Source organism: Ferrovibrio sp. (assembly GCF_017994015.1).
In the GTDB taxonomy this organism is placed as follows: domain Bacteria; phylum Pseudomonadota; class Alphaproteobacteria; order Ferrovibrionales; family Ferrovibrionaceae; genus Ferrovibrio.
In genome coordinates, this window is sequence record NZ_JAGOLP010000005.1 from 126,772 (window position 1) to 141,732 (window position 14,961).

Here is a 14,961-nt window from a genome sequence, read left to right on the forward strand (position 1 = left end):
GTAAGCGGTGATGGCCGTCACACGGAGGGTGCGACGCCGTACCGCGCTTGTCGCGGTAATTTGCGCATAATATACACCGTTTCCCGCGTAAAAAAGCGCTGAGCTGGAAAGTCCGCCAAGATGAAGAAGTCGATTCTGTTTGGCCTTGCGCTGGTTTTGGCGCTTGGCGCCGGTGGTTATGTCTGGAAACAACGCCAGGCCGCACCTTCCCCTGCCGCCGCCCCCACCATTGCGGCGCGGTTTGAGGGTATCGAATTCTCCCCGGCCGATCTGAGCCGGGCCGAGCGTATGGAACTGCGCCAGAGCGTGCGCCTTAGCGGCACGGTGCAGCCGCTGGAGCAGAGCAGCGTGCGCGCCGAAGTGGCGGCCCTGGTGCTGGAAGTGACCGTGCGCCGTGGCGAGACAGTGAAGAAAGGCCAATTGCTGGCCAAGCTGGATACCCGCGATCTCGGCTCGCGCCTGCGCGAGCGCGAAAGCAATCTGGCCTCGGCGCGTTCGGCCCTGGCACTGGCGGAGAGCAACCGCAGCAAGGCACAGCAGTTGAACCTGCGTGGCGTGAAATCACAGACTGCGCTGGATGATGCCGAGAATGCCTACAATACCGCCCGCGCTAACGTGGCCGCCATCGAGCAGCAGGTGGCGATGGCGCGTAAGGCGCTCAGCGACGCTGCAATTTATGCGCCGATAGACGGCCAGGTGGCTGACCGCACCACCAATCCGGGCGAACGTGTGCCGGTGGATGGCAAATTGTTTGTGCTTGCCGATCTGGCCACCATGGAACTGGAAGCCCTGGTGCCGGCGCGCGATGTGCCGAAATTGAAAATCGGTCAGCGCGTCGCGTTGAAGGTGGAAGGTTTCGAGGGCAGGGAATTCGCCGCCCGTATCGACCGCATCAACCCGACGGCGCAGGCCGGCTCGCGCTCGATCCTGGTTTACATCCGGCTTGCCAATCCGGAATTGACCCTGCGCGGCGGCATGTTTGCCAGCGGCGAGGCAATCCTGGCCGAAGCCCGCGAGGCGATAGCCGTGCCACGCGAGGCGATCCGGCGCGAGGCCGGCGCGGCACATGTCTATGTGCTGGAAAAAGATCATGTCGTGCGCCGCAGCGTGGAACTGGGGCTGACCGAAACCGTGCAGGGCATGGTGGAAATCCGCAGCGGCGTGGCGGCAGGCGACACCATTATCTCGGCACCGGGCCTTAAACTGAATGATGGCTTGGCCGCCCGCATCGCCGGGAGATAATGTCATGTGGCTCACCCGCGTCAGCATCAAAAATCCGGTCTTTGCCAGCATGATGATGCTGTCGCTGCTGGTGGTGGGCCTGTTTGCCTATGCCAAGCTTGGCGTGGACCAGTTTCCCGATGTGGAATTCCCCATCGTGCTGGTGAATACCAGCTATCCCGGCGCCACGCCGGAATCGGTGGAAAGTGAAGTGACACGCCCCATTGAAGAGGCCGTCAATACGATCAATGGGCTGCGGGCGCTGACGTCGCGCTCATTAGAAGGCCGCTCCAGCGTGGTGATCGAGTTCGAGCTGACCGTGGACCCGGTGCGCGCAGTGCAGGATGTGCGCGAGAAGGTGGCGCTGGTAACTCCGCAATTCCGCCGTGAGATCAACGATCCGGAAATCAGCCGCTTCAGCCCGGATAACCAGCCGATTGCCTCCATCGCGGTGCGCTCCGACCGCCGCAGCTTGCGCGAGTTGACTACGCTTGCCGACCAAGTGGTGCTGAAACGCTTGCAGATCGCGCGCGGTGTTGGCCAAGCCTATATCGTCGGCGGCGTGAAGCGGCGCATCAATGTGCTGCCCGATCCCGAGAAGATGCTGGCCCAGGGCATCGGCATGGATCAGTTGATCAATGTGCTGAAAGCCGAGAACCAGCAATTGCCGGTTGGCACACTGACCCGGGCGCAGCAGGAATTTGTGGTGCAGATCGAAGGCCGCGTGCAGGACCCGGCAAAATTCGCTGATCTGATCATCGCCCGGCGCGGCGGTGCCCCGGTAACGCTGGGTGACATCGCCACCATCGAGGATGGCGAGGAAGACGATACATCGGTGGCCCTGCTGAATGGCGAGCGCATTCTGGCGGTTGATTTCCTGAAAGTGCAAGGCGCCAACACCATTGAGGTGATCGACAATCTGCGCGTGCTGGTGAAGGATCTGGAAGCCAACCTGCCGCCGGATGTGAAGCTGGAATTTGTCAAGGACACTTCACGCGGCATTCGCGTCTCCGTGGATGGTGTGCGCCGCACCTTGATCGAGGGCGGCATCCTCACCGTGGTGATCGTGTTCCTGTTCCTCAATTCCTGGCGCAGCACCATTATCACCGGCCTGACCCTGCCGATTGCCGTGATCGGCACACTGGCAGCGGTTTATGCCGCCGGCTTCACGCTGAACAAACTGACATTGATGGCGCTGTCGCTCGCCGTTGGCATCCTGATCGACGACGCCATTGTGGTGCGCGAGAATATCACGCGCCATGTGGCGATGGGCAAATCGCATCGCCGCGCCGCACTGGAAGGCACCGAGGAGATTGGCCTTGCGGTGCTGGCCACCACCCTTTCCATCGTGGCGGTGTTTCTGCCCGTGGCCTTCATGGGCGGGATTATCGGGCGTTTCTTTTTGCAATTCGGCATCACCGTTGTGGTAGCAGTTCTGATCTCGCTGTTTGTCAGCTTCACGCTTGATCCGATGCTGTCCAGCGTGTGGCACGATCCGGATTCGATGCCCAATGCCAAACGCGGCCCATTAGGCCGGCTGATCGGCCTGGTGGATAAGGGTATGGAAAAACTCGGCCGGGTGTATCGCCGGCTGCTCGGCTGGGGCCTGCGCTGGCGCTGGCTGGTGTTGCTAGTGGCTTTGGCCAGCTTTATTGGCTCGTTCAGCTTGGCCAAGCGCATTGGCACCGAATTTGTACCGGATGCCGACTTGTCGGAAATCCTGGTGGAAGTGACCGTGCTGCCCGGTGCCTCACTGGATTACACCGAAGCCAAGCTGCGCCAGGCCCAGGATGCGCTGAAGGAATTCCCCGAAGTGCGCTACACCTATGCCACCATGAATGCCGGCCTGCTGGCGCGCAAAAATGTTGGCACCATCTATGTGCGCTTTGCTGATTTGAAGGACCGCACCCGCACGCCGAACGAACTGGCGCAGCCGATGCGTGAACGGCTGTGGCGCATTGCCGGCATCGACAATATCAATATCGGCCTGCCCAATATCGGCGGCGGCCTGAACAAGACCATTGTGATCAGCTTGCAGGGCCGCGATATCGGCGAGCTTGATCGCCTGTCACGCGAAGCCATAGCGCTGATCAAGGATGTGCCCGGCGTAGTCGATCTGGAATCGAGCCTGAAAGCCAACAAGCCAACCGTGGCCTTGACGCTGGATCGCCAACTTGCCTCTGATCTGGGCGTGGGCGTGAATCAGATTGCCGCCACCTTGCGGCCGTTGCTGGCCGGCGATGAGGCTGGCACCTGGAAGGCGCCGGATGATGAGGATTACGACGTCTTTGTGCGCCTGCCGCGCGCTGACCGTTCCGGCCTGCCCGATCTGGACCGGCTTTACGTTGCCTCCAGCCAGAACAACGCTGATGGCAGCCCAAAAATGGTGTCGCTGGCCCAGGTGGCGGAAATTGCCGCTGCTGCCGGCTCAACCCAGATCAACCGGCGCGACCTCAATCGCGAAGTGCAGCTTTCGGCCTCGTCCTTCGGCCGGCCAGTGGGCGAAGTGAGCCGCGAAATCCAGGCCAAGCTGAACAGCCTGAAGCTGCCGCCGGGCTATCGCTTCTGGTTTGGCGGCCAATCCAAGGATATGGTCGAAAGCGCCGGCTATGCCGCCGCCGCCTTGGCCCTGGCGGTGATCTTCATCTACCTGATCCTGGCCTCGCAATTCGCCAGTTTCCTGCAACCCTTTGCCATCATGAGTTCGCTGCCGCTATCGCTGATCGGCGTGGTGCTTGGGCTTTATGCCTGGGGTTCCACTTTCAACATCTTCTCGATCATCGGCTTTATCATGCTGATGGGTCTGGTGACCAAAAACGCCATTCTGCTGATCGACTTTGCCAATCAGATGCGGCGCGAAGGCATGAGCCGCCACAACGCCTTGCTGGAAGCCGGCGAAATCCGCCTACGCCCCATCGTGATGACCACCTTGGCGATGATTTTCGGCATGATTCCGCTGGCGCTGGCGCTGGGCGAAGGCGCCAAACAAAGCTCGGCCATGGCCCATGCCGTGATCGGCGGCCTGATCAGCTCCACGCTGCTCACGCTGTTGGTGGTGCCGGTGATCTACACCTATCTGGATGATTTCGGCAGCTTTGTGAAACGCCTGCTGCCCAAGGCGCCGGATATTGAAGGTCATGCTGCAGAGAAACAGCCGGCCGAATAAGCCTTAGGGTGCGGACCCATTATTAGCGGGTCCGCACCCTAGTAGCTGCGGTCGACGCCGCTGCGCGCCTGCTGCGCCTTCATGTCCATGTATTTCTGGTAGGCCGCATTGGCGCGTTCGGCAAAATCGGCCGGCACCTGCGGGATGCTCGGCATCTGCGCCGGCAAGGCGGCATTGGGGTTTGCCGCCGCATTGGCTGCGGTGCCGGCATAGGCGGTGCCACGGGTGACACCAAATTTCTGCGACACGCTGTTGGCCGTTACCGGCTGAGCGCCGACACTGCGCTGCACCACGCCGCCCTGCTGGGTATTGGCGGGAAACCATTTACGCTCATCCAGGGCTGCATTCTGGGCCGCATTCTGCGCCGTGCTTTGCGCCACATTCTGAATCGACGCCGGCTGCTGCGCCGGCACTTGCTGTGCTGCTGCCTGTTTCGCCGGCATCGATTGAGTGGGCGCCCAGGCGCGATCTGTCAGGGCGGACAATGCCCCCAGCGGGGTGGTTTGCGGCATCTCACTATCGGCCAATTCTATGGCCTTCACCGCGACCGGCATTTTCTGTGCCGGGTTTTCTACCAGCGCATTCTGCGCATCAGCGGCAGGCGGTGCATTCTGCGCCAGGCCTACCGAAGCATCTCGCCCCATGCCGTCGTCAATGCCGACGGCAGCCAGGGCATGGCTGCCAATATCCTTGCCGGTCTCTTCATCCACGATGCCGTTGATGATCGAGGCCACCAGGCCAATCGGGCCGCCAAACAAAGCGCCACCGATGATACGCGATCCATTCTCGATCGTGTCGCCGGTAACTGCCCGGTAGATGCTGTTGACCACCGGGATATGCTGTAGCGGATTAACGATGTCGAGAAAGGCGGAAAAACTGAAGCCTTCCGGGCCGAACAGGCCACGATGCGGTTTCTCCGCACCCGACGCATTCTGCGTCGCGCTGATTTCAGACTGGGCCGCTTCCGACTTGGAGGAACCTGCCGCACGCTTCGCTGCATTCTGCAGCGGCGATACGCCGAGCGTCATGTTCTCCGAACTGTCAATGAAGGCGGCAACCATGGTTTTTCCCTCTCTCGCCGCTTATTAAAGCAAGCCCGATGCCAAGTCGGCATAGCCTTATAAATCAGTGAGTTAAGGGGGGTTTTCGTGCGTACGCGGCAATTTCTGCCGGGTGGAGGGGCCGGTCTTGCCGAGCCCGCCTCAGAGATAATGCCCTGAGCGCTTCTTCTTGGTGGCCAGATAGGCTTCGTTATGGCTGTTGGCGGGGAATTTGTGCGGCACCCGCTCGGCCACGATAACACCGGCATCGGTCAGGCCGCTGACCTTTTCCGGGTTGTTGGTGAGCAGCCGCACGGCGGAAAAGCCGAGCAATTCCAGCATCCGCGCCGCCGGGCGGAACCAGCGTTCATCGGCGGCATAGCCGATGCGCAGATTGGCTTCCACGGTATCGAAGCCCTGATCCTGCAACTGATAGGCGCGCAGCTTGTTCACCAGGCCGATGCCACGGCCTTCCTGCGCCATATAAAGCAGCACACCACCGCCGGCCTCGCGGATGGTGCGCACCGCGCCGCGTAGCTGTTCGCCGCAATCGCAGCGCAGGCTGCCCAGCAGGTCGCCGGTGAAACATTCCGAATGCAGCCGCGCCAGCACCGGCTGCGCCGGATCGGGCTGGCCGATCACCAGGGCAAAATGCTCCGGCCCGCCATCGGCGGCGCGGAAGGCGTAAAGCCGTGCATCCTCGGCATCGGCCACCGGCAGGCGGGCCTGACTCACCTGCACCAGGCTTTCGGCGGCGGCCTCGTCATAGGCCGCGATGGCTGCAGCCGGCACAGCCGTCAGCAAGGGCGGCAGAACCGCGCCGGCAGGCAGCGGGATATAGAGTGCCGCCGGCAGCAGATAGGCAATCTTGGCCAGCTTGATCGCCAGGGCCGCACCAGCCGGCGCAGCGCCCAGGCGGCGCTGATAAGGCCCGCGCAACGGCGCTGCCAGATCGCGGCTGGCATCGGCCAGATCGCGGATCAGCGCGGCGCGCTCGGGCGGCGCCACCGGCAGTTCGGCCAGGGGCAGCAGGATCGTGTCATAGCCGGTCGGCATGATATGCAGCACGGCGGCGCGCTGGGCGGTCAGCGCCAGGGCGGCTTCCGGCTTGTCACCAGCCAGCCCCAAGGCCAGGGCCAATGCCGTTTCGCTGAGTGTCTCTGCCGCGCAGATCAGGGCGCTGCCGCCAGCCTCAAGTTGCAACAGCACGGCTCGGCCGCGGCGCATCTCATGCGCGGCGCGGTCTACCTGCAAGGCAACGGTTTCAGCATCCAATGGCGACATCGCCCAACCCTTTACGCCCGCCGGCCCGCTGCCGCAAGTCATACCGCCTCGGGCTGATTTGTCGCATGGCTGTAGCAGGATCAAGGCATAATAATCTCAATATGATGACCAGCACGCGCCCCAGCCTGCAAGCCCGCCTGATTGCCCGCGCCCTGCGCCGCCTGATCAAGCCACGCCAGTTTGGTCCCGATGATGTGCCGCTGCTGCGCGGCCTGATGCAGATGCTGGCGCGCACCGGCCTGCCGGGCGGCATGCGGGCGGAAAAACCACGCGATACCGCCTGGCAGGCGGCCGGTTTGCATGGCGAATGGCTGGTGCCGCAATATGCCCGGCGCGGCCGCGCCCTGCTCTATCTGCATGGCGGCGGCTTCATCTGCGGCGCCGCCCGCACCCATCGCCCGATCACCACCCGGCTGGCGCAGAAACTGGCCGTGCCGGTGCTGGCGCTGGATTACCGGCTGGCGCCGGAGCATCCCTATCCGGCCGCGCTGGAAGATGCCCTGGCCGCCTGGCATTGGCTGACCGGGCCGGCCGGCTACCGGCCAGACCGGCTGTGGCTGGCCGGCGATTCCGCCGGTGGCGGCTTGGCCCTCAGCCTGATGCTGGCCTTGCGCGACAAGGGCTTGGCCCAACCAGCCGGCGCGGCGCTGTTTTCCCCCTGGACCGACCTGAGCATGAACGGCGCCAGCCATACCGAAAATGCCGAACATTGCGCCTGGTTCAATCCGGGCCATCTGGCTTTCGCGGCGCAGCTTTATGCCGGGGCCGCCGACCGGCATGATGCGCTGGTATCGCCGCGCTTTGCCAAGCTGGCCGGCCTGGCTCCGCTTTTCCTGCATGCCAGCGACAGCGAGATGATGCGCGATGACAGCACAGCCCTGGCCAGCACAGCGGATTTCCCGCCCGGCGGCGCCCTCACCCTTTGGCATGGCCTGCCGCATGCCTGGCCGAATTTCGCCGGCCTGATGCCGGAAGCGGATCACTGCCTGGAACTTGCCGCCGAGCAATTGAGCCTCTTGCGGCCTTGAGAAGCGGCGCCGCCCGGCGCACACTTGGCCGCAGGGGGGATTCGTCTTGCAGGAAAAAGAACTCCGGCTGGCCTTGGTGTGTTTCGGCGGCGTGTCGCTCGCCATCTACATGCATGGCGTGTCGAAGGAAATTCTCAAACTGGTGCGCGCCTCGAAGGCGTTTCACACTCTGCCCAAAGGCAGCCGTGAAAGCCTGACCTATGCCGATACCGAAGCCGGCCAGGCCCATCCGCATGATACCGAGGCGATCTATTTTGAATTGCTGCGCGATCTCAGCCGGCATGTGGAATTGCGCGTTATTGTTGACGTGATTGCCGGCGCTTCGGCCGGCGGCATCAACGGCATCATGCTGGCCCGCGCCCTGGCACATGATCTGCGGCTCAATCATTTCCGCGACCTGTGGCTCAAGCAGGCTGATGTGTCGAAGCTGCTCGATGCGTCAAAACGCGCTGCACCCTGGAGCAAATGGTTCATGCGGCCGGTGCTCTGGCTCGCCGCACGATCGCGCCTGGGCCGCCTGCTGGCCGATCCGGAAATCCTTGCCAAAGTGTCGCTATTCACTCGCTCGCGCTGGTTCGAGCCGCCCTTTGACGGCCTGCATCTGGCGCGCAAACTGTTCAAGGGCCTGGAAGCGATGGGCGAGCCGGCCGAGCCGGGCGCTTCGCTGATGCCGGCCGGCTTGCAGCTTGATCTGTTTGTCACCGTCACCGATTTCTATGGCTACCTGCGCCATATCCCGATCCACGATCCACCCTTTGTGCGCGACCGCGAGCATCGCCATGTGCTGAAATTCCACTATCGGCGCTGGCAGAATGGTGAGGAAAGTTCCGACCTGACCCGTGCCGATGCCGCCGCCCTGGCCTTTGCCGGCCGCGCCACCTCGGCCTTTCCCGGCGCCTTCCCGCCGGCCCAGCTTTCCGACATCGATCAGATCCTGGCCGAGCGCGGCCGCCAATGGGAGGGCAAGGCGGCTTTCCTGAAGCGCAATTTCGGCGAATATATCGCCGCCGGGCTGGACCCGGCGCTGACCTCCTTTGTTGATGGCGGCGTGCTCAACAACAAGCCCTTCGCCTCGGCGATGAAGGCGATCCGAGGCCGCCCGGCCTATCGCCAGGTGGATCGCCGCCTGGTCTATATCGATCCGGCGCCGTTGCGCCCGCCACCGCCGCCCACCGGCCGCGTGCCGGGTTTTTTCCGCACCCTGAAAGGCGCGCTGTCGGATTTGCCGCGCAACGAACCGATCTCGGATGAACTGATCTGGGTGAACCGCTTCAACGAGCGCGTGCGCCATCTGCGCGGCATCATCGATGCCACCCAGCCGCAGATTGCCCGCCTGGTGGCCGAACATGCGCCGCCCGGGCGCGACGAGCCGTTGAGCGAGGAGCAGCTCCGCGCCTGGCGCCTGGCTGCCAGCGCACGCGCCGCGCATGATGCCGGCTTTGCCTATGAGGGCTATATCCGCCTCAAGCTGGGCGCGGTGCAGGCTTTTGTAGCCAAGCAACTGGCCCATATCTGCGAGCATCGCGACGGCTCGATCGAGGCAAGCTGGATCGCGCTGGCCTTCGACCGCTGGGCCAAAATCCGCCAGGTCTGCTCCACCGCTGCCGGCTATGCCCCCACCAGCCTGGCCAGCAGCCGCGATGCCTTGCCGCCCTGGGTGCGTTTCCTGCTGGGCTTTGATGTGGCTTTCCGCCAGCGCCGGCTGCGTTTCCTGCTGCAACGCCTGAACCTGCTCTATGGCAAGGTGGGCGAGCCGGATCAGGCCGGGCTTGATCCGGTGCAGCTCAACCAGCTCAAGCGCCTGCTGTATGAGGAACTGGAAAGCCTGCGGCGCTATGATACCGGCGCCTTTGTTGCCGCTGACAGCGCGGCGCTTATCCGCCAGCTTTTCCAGCGCCGCATCGAACCGCAGGAGCCGGAAAAACTGGCGCGCGATGCGGCCGAATTTGCCGATGCGCATCTGCATGAGATCGATGCCATCGTTGAACATCTCAACCGCGACATCGCGCTCAATGCCGCCACCAACCGGCTGGACGCCCTGCTGGCCACGCTGCATCCGGCGGATTGGAGCCAGGCCGCACGGCGCGACATCCTGGAAAGTTATATCGGCTTCGCCTTCTGGGATGTGCTGACCTTCACCATCACCAATTGGCGCGACCTTGGCGAGTTCAACGAAATCCGCATCGATCGCATCAGCCCCGAGGATGCCAATGCAATCCGGGCCAACAACACCCTGAAAGGCATCAATTTTGGCCGTTTCGGCGCTTTCTTCAGCCGGCCACACCGGGAAAACGACTATCTCTGGGGCCGCCTGCATGCCGTGGAGCGGCTGATTGATATCGTGTGCGATTCCGGCCTGGGCGAGGCACCGTCAAAAGCCGCCAAAGTTGACCGCCGGGCCATGAAATACCGCGCATTCCTGATCGTGCTGGATGCCGAGGCGCCGCATCTGCGCCATAGCGCCGCGCTGATTGAGGAGCTGCGCGCCGAAATCGCCGCCCTACAGGCCGCCGCCGGCCTACGGAAAGGTGAATGAATCGGCACAATCGCGGCCTTGCCGCCGGTAGGGAAATAGCTATGCTGGCGCCGCTTTTGCCGCTTTCCTCACCCTCCAGACGCGAGTTGACCCGTGTTCCATTTCTCTGCCTCCCGTGTTGCCCTGATCGCATTGCCCGTTATTGCCCTGGCTGGCATTGCCCTGGCGCAGCCTGCCAGCGATCCGGTGGTGGCGCGTGTCAACGGCCAGCCGATCACCCGCTCGCAAGTGATGGCCGTGTTTGAATCGCTGCCGCCGCAGATGCGCCAGGCGCCGCTGGAAGCGGTGATGCCGGCACTGATCAATGAAATGGTGGCGCGCAAGCTGATCAACGAGGCCGCTGAAAAGGCCAAGCTGGATGGCGATGCCAAGGTGAAGGAACAGCTCAAATCGGCGCGCGAGACCGTGTTGCAGCAGGCTTTCCTGGAACGCACCGTGAGCAAGGAGCTGACCGACGAACGGCTCAAGAAGCGCTACGACGATCTGATCAAGGCGCAGCCGCCGCGCGACGAAGTGCATGCCCGCCACATCCTGGTGGCCAATGAGGTGGATGCCCTGGCGGCGCTGGAAGATGTGAAGAAGGGCCAGGATTTCGGCGAAGTATCGAAGAAGCGCTCAACCGGGCCGACCGCTGCCACCGGCGGCGATCTTGGTTTCTTCACCAAGGACCAGATGGTACCGGAATTTGCCGAGGCGGCCTTTGCCTTGCAGCCCGGCCAGGTGACGCAGAAGCCGGTGAAGAGCCAGTTCGGCTGGCATGTCATCAAGGTGGAAGCGCGCCGCACCGCGCCGCCGCCGGCCTTCGCCGATGTGTCGGAAGAAGTGCGTGAAATTCTTGTGCGCGAGATCATCGAGCAGACCGTCAACGACCTGAAGAAGGGCGCCAAGATCGATATCGTGGAGCAGCCCAAGCCGGCCGGCCAGTTGCCCACCATCGCCCCGGCCCCGAAGAAGTAAAAGCCGAAGAAGTAAAGGACACCCCGTCATGGCCGCGCATCCGGTTTCGCCCCTGGCCCCGCAAGACTATCCCAGCCTGCCCGCCATTGCCGGCGCGCGGCTGGCCACCGGCCTGTCCGGCATGCGCTACAAGGGCCGCGACGACCTGTTGCTGATCGAACTGGCGCCCGGCAGCAAGGCGGCCGGGCTGTTCACCCGTTCGTCGATGCCCGGCGCGCCAGTGGAATGGTGCCGCAAGATCCTGGGCAATGCAGCGCGTGGCCTGGTGGTGAATGCCGGCATCGCCAATGTGTTCACCGGCAAGGCTGGTGCCGCCGCCGCCAAGGCCACCGCCGAGGGTGCCGCCCAGGCGCTGGGCGCCAAGGCGAACCAGATTTATCTGGCTTCCACGGGTGTGATCGGCCAGTTGCTGCCGGCCGAGAAGATCGTGGCGCAATTGCCAAAATTGACCAAGGCGCTGAACGGCGATGCCTGGGCCAAGGCCGCACGCGCCATCATGACCACCGACACTTTCCCCAAGCTGGCCACTGCCACCTGCCAGATCGACGGCAAGACCGTCACCATCAACGGCATCGCCAAGGGTTCGGGCATGATCGCGCCCGATATGGCGACCATGCTGGCCTTCCTGGTGACCGATGCCAAGTTGCCGACCGAAACCCTGCAAGCCTTGCTCAAGGGCGCCAACAACCAGAGCTTCAACTGCCTGACCGTGGATGGTGATACCTCCACCTCGGATACCGTGCTGCTGTTTGCCACCGGTGCCGCCGGCAACAAGGCTTATGACAAGGCTTCCGACCGCGCCCTGGCCGATTTCCGCCGCGCACTCACCGCCGTGATGGCCGAACTGGCGCAGCTTATCGCCCGCGATGGCGAAGGCGCGCAGAAGCTGGTGACGGTGAGCGTGACCGGGGCGCAGAATGATGCCGCCGCGCGGGTGATTGCACGCGCCATCGCCAATTCGCCGCTGGTGAAAACCGCCATTGCCGGCGCCGATGCCAATTGGGGCCGCATCGTGATGGCGGTGGGCAAGAGCGGCGAGAAGGCCGACCGCGACAAACTGGTGGTGACGCTTGGCGACCGCGCCGTAACCGCCAAAGGCATGGTGCGGCCGGATCATGACGAGGCCGCCGCCACGGCGCATTTCAAGAGCCAGGATGTGCGCATCGGCGTGGATGTGGGCATCGGCAAGGGCAAGGCCGTGGTATGGACCTGCGACCTGACGCATGGCTATATCGATATCAACGCCGATTACCGTAGCTGAGCATGAGTGGTGCTGTCCCATGAGCATGGACCCGCTTTGCCCGGGCGATGCTGAAAGCGTGCTGCGGCCCAAGCCGGTGGTGCTGGTGGTGGCGGTGGCACTGGTGGATAATGACGGCCGCGTGCTGCTGGCACAGCGCCCCGAAGGCAAGAAGCTGGCCGGGATGTGGGAATTTCCCGGCGGCAAGGTGGAGCCGAATGAAACGCCGGAAGCCGCGTTGCTGCGCGAGCTGCGTGAGGAGCTTGGCCTGGATATCAGCGCCGCCTGCCTGGCGCCGTTTGCCTTTGCCAGCCACAGCTACGACGATTTCCATCTGCTGATGCCGCTCTATGTCTGCCGCCGCTGGGTGGGCCAGCCGCAGGGCCGCGAAGGCCAGGCGCTGAAATGGCTGCGGCCGGTGCAGATGAAGGATGTGCCGATGCCGCCCGCCGACCTGCCACTGGTGGCGATGCTGCGCGACCTGCTCTGAAATTCCAGTTACAGCGGATCGGCGCCAGTTTCCTCGGCAACCTTGTGCCGGATGACGCGCAATGATTCAGTCAGTTCGCGCCCCACGGCGCCGCCATCGCCCTTGATATCGGCGCCCACCACGGCGCGCAGGGCATCCACATGGGTGCGCACCAGCGGCAGCCGGCTTTCATCCACCTCATGGATCATATCCAGCAGCTTGCAATAGGAATCGCATACCGCCGTGACCAGCGGGTAGCCGAAAGTGCCGCCCTGGCCGCGCAATTCATGCGCCACGCGGCGCAAATCCAGCAGATGGCGATTACGCCCGGCCAGATCGGTTTCCGCCTGGCGCAGCAGGTCCACGATCAGCTGGGTGTCACGACGCAGGATGTCGCCGAATTCCTGCTTCAGCACGCCAACCCGCTGGTCGGCCTCCTTGAGCATATCCTCCGCCGACTTGCCACCAATCGGGCGGGCCTTGCGCGCAATCGGATTAGGATTGCCGATGAATTCCACATCGTCGCTCATTGGTCTTCCTTGCGGCGTTTCGGGCCACGGTAGCCATCGGCGCGGCGGCGGCGGCGGTCGGGGCCAAAAAATTGTCTGGTCTTGACGAATTGCCGGGGCCGCTCGATCACCTCGACCACACGGCCATACAGCGCCTGGGCCGAGATCGGCTTGGCGAGGAATTCGGTTACCCCAGCATCACGCGCAGCAAAAATGTTACTGCGGGTGGTGTTGGCGGTCAGCATGATGATCGGCAGCAGCCGCAGGGTGCGGTTGGCGCGCACGCGGCGGATCAGTTCGATGCCGGATTTCTCACCCATATCCCAGTCACTGATCACCATATCCACGGCCGCATCGGCCAATTGCTGCAACGCCTGATCCACGCTATCGGCCTGCAACACATTGCGCACACCGATGCCGTTCAGCGTATTGGTGACAACGGTGCGCATGAAGCGGTTGTCATCCACCACCAGCACACTTACCGAACCGAGATCATAAAGCTGCACTGATTGCGCCCACAGAATTATAGTCGCCGGATATTATCCGCCTTGCCCGGCCGCCACAATCGCGGATTACCCGTTACCCGGCTCGCTCAGTGCTTCCCGTATGTGCTGCTGCAATGCTGCAGCGGCCGGCGCCAGGCGTCGCGCCGGCCGGTGCAGGCAAATCGCGGCCAGCGGCAGTGGTGGCATGGCTTCCGCAACCCCCAGGCTGTGCAGGTCGCGCGCCATGGTGCCGGCCTTGAACACCGACACCGCCAGGCCGGCGCGCACAGCGGCTTCGAGTGCGGCATAATTGGCGCTCATATAGGCCACCCGCCAGCCAATGCCGGCCCGGTTGAGCGCCTCGATGGCCCAGGCGCGGAACAGGCAACCGCTGGGCGACAATGCCAATGGCAGCGGCCGCCGCTGATACACCATATGGCTGCGCGCCGCGCCCCAGACCGGGGTTTCATGACGCAGCAATTCGCCCACCGGCGCTTCTGCCGGATGCATCACAATGGCCAGATCGAGATCACGCCCCAGCCGCTTCGGCATCTCGGCGGTGAGGCCGGTATGCACCTCCACTTCGATCCCGGGATGGCTGGCGGCAAAGCGACTCAGGATCGGCGGCACCAGGGTGGCCGAATAATCCGCCATCACGCCGAGCCGCACCCGCCCACGCAGGTCTGGCCGCGCCACGCTGCGCAGCGCCTCCTCGCTCAAAGCCAGGATGCGGCGCGCATAGCCCAGCATTGCCTCGCCCTCCGGGGTGGGCGCGAGATGGTGGCGGCCACGTTCCAGCAACCGCACGCCGGCCACCGTCTCCAGCCTTTGCACCTGCATGCTGACCGCCGATTGGGTGCGGTTCAGCGCCCGGCCCGCCGCCGTGAAGCCACCGCTATCCAGCACCGCCACAAAAGCCTGCAACAGATCGGGGTCGAGCCGGGATTCCATATATCAAATTCCTTGATTCAAACTATCTTATACATTCGTTTCCATGATGATGCGATGACAACCAAACTGTCGCAA

General features: G+C 63.6%; 12 protein-coding genes. 7 read left to right on the forward strand and 5 right to left on the reverse strand.

The annotated features are described in order from the left end of the window. The first annotated feature begins 120 nt into the window (after positions 1–120). Together KBB36_RS05295 and KBB36_RS05300 are read left to right on the forward strand one after the other, a co-directional pair. On the forward strand, positions 121–1,242 hold the full coding sequence (locus KBB36_RS05295) for an efflux RND transporter periplasmic adaptor subunit (protein WP_290977744.1): 1,122 nt from the start codon (positions 121–123) through the stop codon (positions 1,240–1,242). Positions 1,243–1,246: 4 nt separating this feature from the next. Next, positions 1,247–4,387, forward strand: coding sequence for an efflux RND transporter permease subunit (locus KBB36_RS05300; RefSeq protein ID WP_290977746.1), 3,141 nt, complete (start codon positions 1,247–1,249; stop codon positions 4,385–4,387). 38 nt (positions 4,388–4,425) lie between these two features. Here the strand turns inward: KBB36_RS05300 and KBB36_RS05305 are convergent, their stop codons facing one another. After that, positions 4,426–5,448 (reverse strand): hypothetical protein, encoded by a 1,023-nt coding sequence (locus KBB36_RS05305; RefSeq protein ID WP_290977748.1) that lies wholly within the window; start codon positions 5,446–5,448, stop codon positions 4,426–4,428. A gap of 141 nt (positions 5,449–5,589) precedes the next feature. Further along, a complete protein-coding gene (gene ribA, locus KBB36_RS05310; protein ID WP_290977750.1) occupies positions 5,590–6,711 on the reverse strand; it encodes a GTP cyclohydrolase II in 1,122 nt (373 codons plus the stop codon). A gap of 101 nt (positions 6,712–6,812) precedes the next feature. Between ribA and KBB36_RS05315 the strand changes: the two genes are divergently transcribed. From KBB36_RS05315 to KBB36_RS05335, 5 genes are all read left to right on the forward strand, one after another. Next, positions 6,813–7,739 (forward strand): alpha/beta hydrolase, encoded by a 927-nt coding sequence (locus KBB36_RS05315; RefSeq protein WP_290977752.1) that lies wholly within the window; start codon positions 6,813–6,815, stop codon positions 7,737–7,739. A gap of 46 nt (positions 7,740–7,785) precedes the next feature. Further along, positions 7,786–10,275, forward strand: coding sequence for a patatin-like protein (locus KBB36_RS05320; RefSeq protein ID WP_290977754.1), 2,490 nt, complete (start codon positions 7,786–7,788; stop codon positions 10,273–10,275). 93 nt (positions 10,276–10,368) lie between these two features. Then, complete coding sequence (locus KBB36_RS05325; protein ID WP_290977756.1) at positions 10,369–11,232, forward strand: peptidylprolyl isomerase; 864 nt, start codon at positions 10,369–10,371, stop codon at positions 11,230–11,232. Between the two features lie 28 nt (positions 11,233–11,260). Further along, positions 11,261–12,493, forward strand: coding sequence for a bifunctional glutamate N-acetyltransferase/amino-acid acetyltransferase ArgJ (gene argJ / locus KBB36_RS05330; protein ID WP_290977758.1), 1,233 nt, complete (start codon positions 11,261–11,263; stop codon positions 12,491–12,493). A gap of 25 nt (positions 12,494–12,518) precedes the next feature. After that, entirely contained in the window at positions 12,519–12,962 is a 444-nt protein-coding gene (locus KBB36_RS05335) for a (deoxy)nucleoside triphosphate pyrophosphohydrolase (RefSeq protein ID WP_290977817.1), read from the forward strand. A gap of 8 nt (positions 12,963–12,970) precedes the next feature. Here KBB36_RS05335 and KBB36_RS05340 read toward each other — a convergent pair whose 3' ends face one another. The 3 genes from KBB36_RS05340 to KBB36_RS05350 all read right to left on the reverse strand — a co-directional run bounded on the left by KBB36_RS05340 (position 12,971) and on the right by KBB36_RS05350 (position 14,886). After that, a complete protein-coding gene (locus KBB36_RS05340; protein WP_290977760.1) occupies positions 12,971–13,471 on the reverse strand; it encodes an Hpt domain-containing protein in 501 nt (166 codons plus the stop codon). Next, a complete protein-coding gene (locus KBB36_RS05345; RefSeq protein WP_290977762.1) occupies positions 13,468–13,956 on the reverse strand; it encodes a response regulator in 489 nt (162 codons plus the stop codon). Before KBB36_RS05345 ends, KBB36_RS05340 begins: the two co-directional genes overlap by 4 nt. Positions 13,957–14,022: 66 nt before the next feature. Next, the gene (locus KBB36_RS05350; RefSeq protein WP_290977764.1) at positions 14,023–14,886 is read right to left on the reverse strand and encodes a LysR substrate-binding domain-containing protein; all 864 of its coding nucleotides are present in this window, start codon (positions 14,884–14,886) and stop codon (positions 14,023–14,025) included. Positions 14,887–14,961 lie beyond the last annotated feature (75 nt).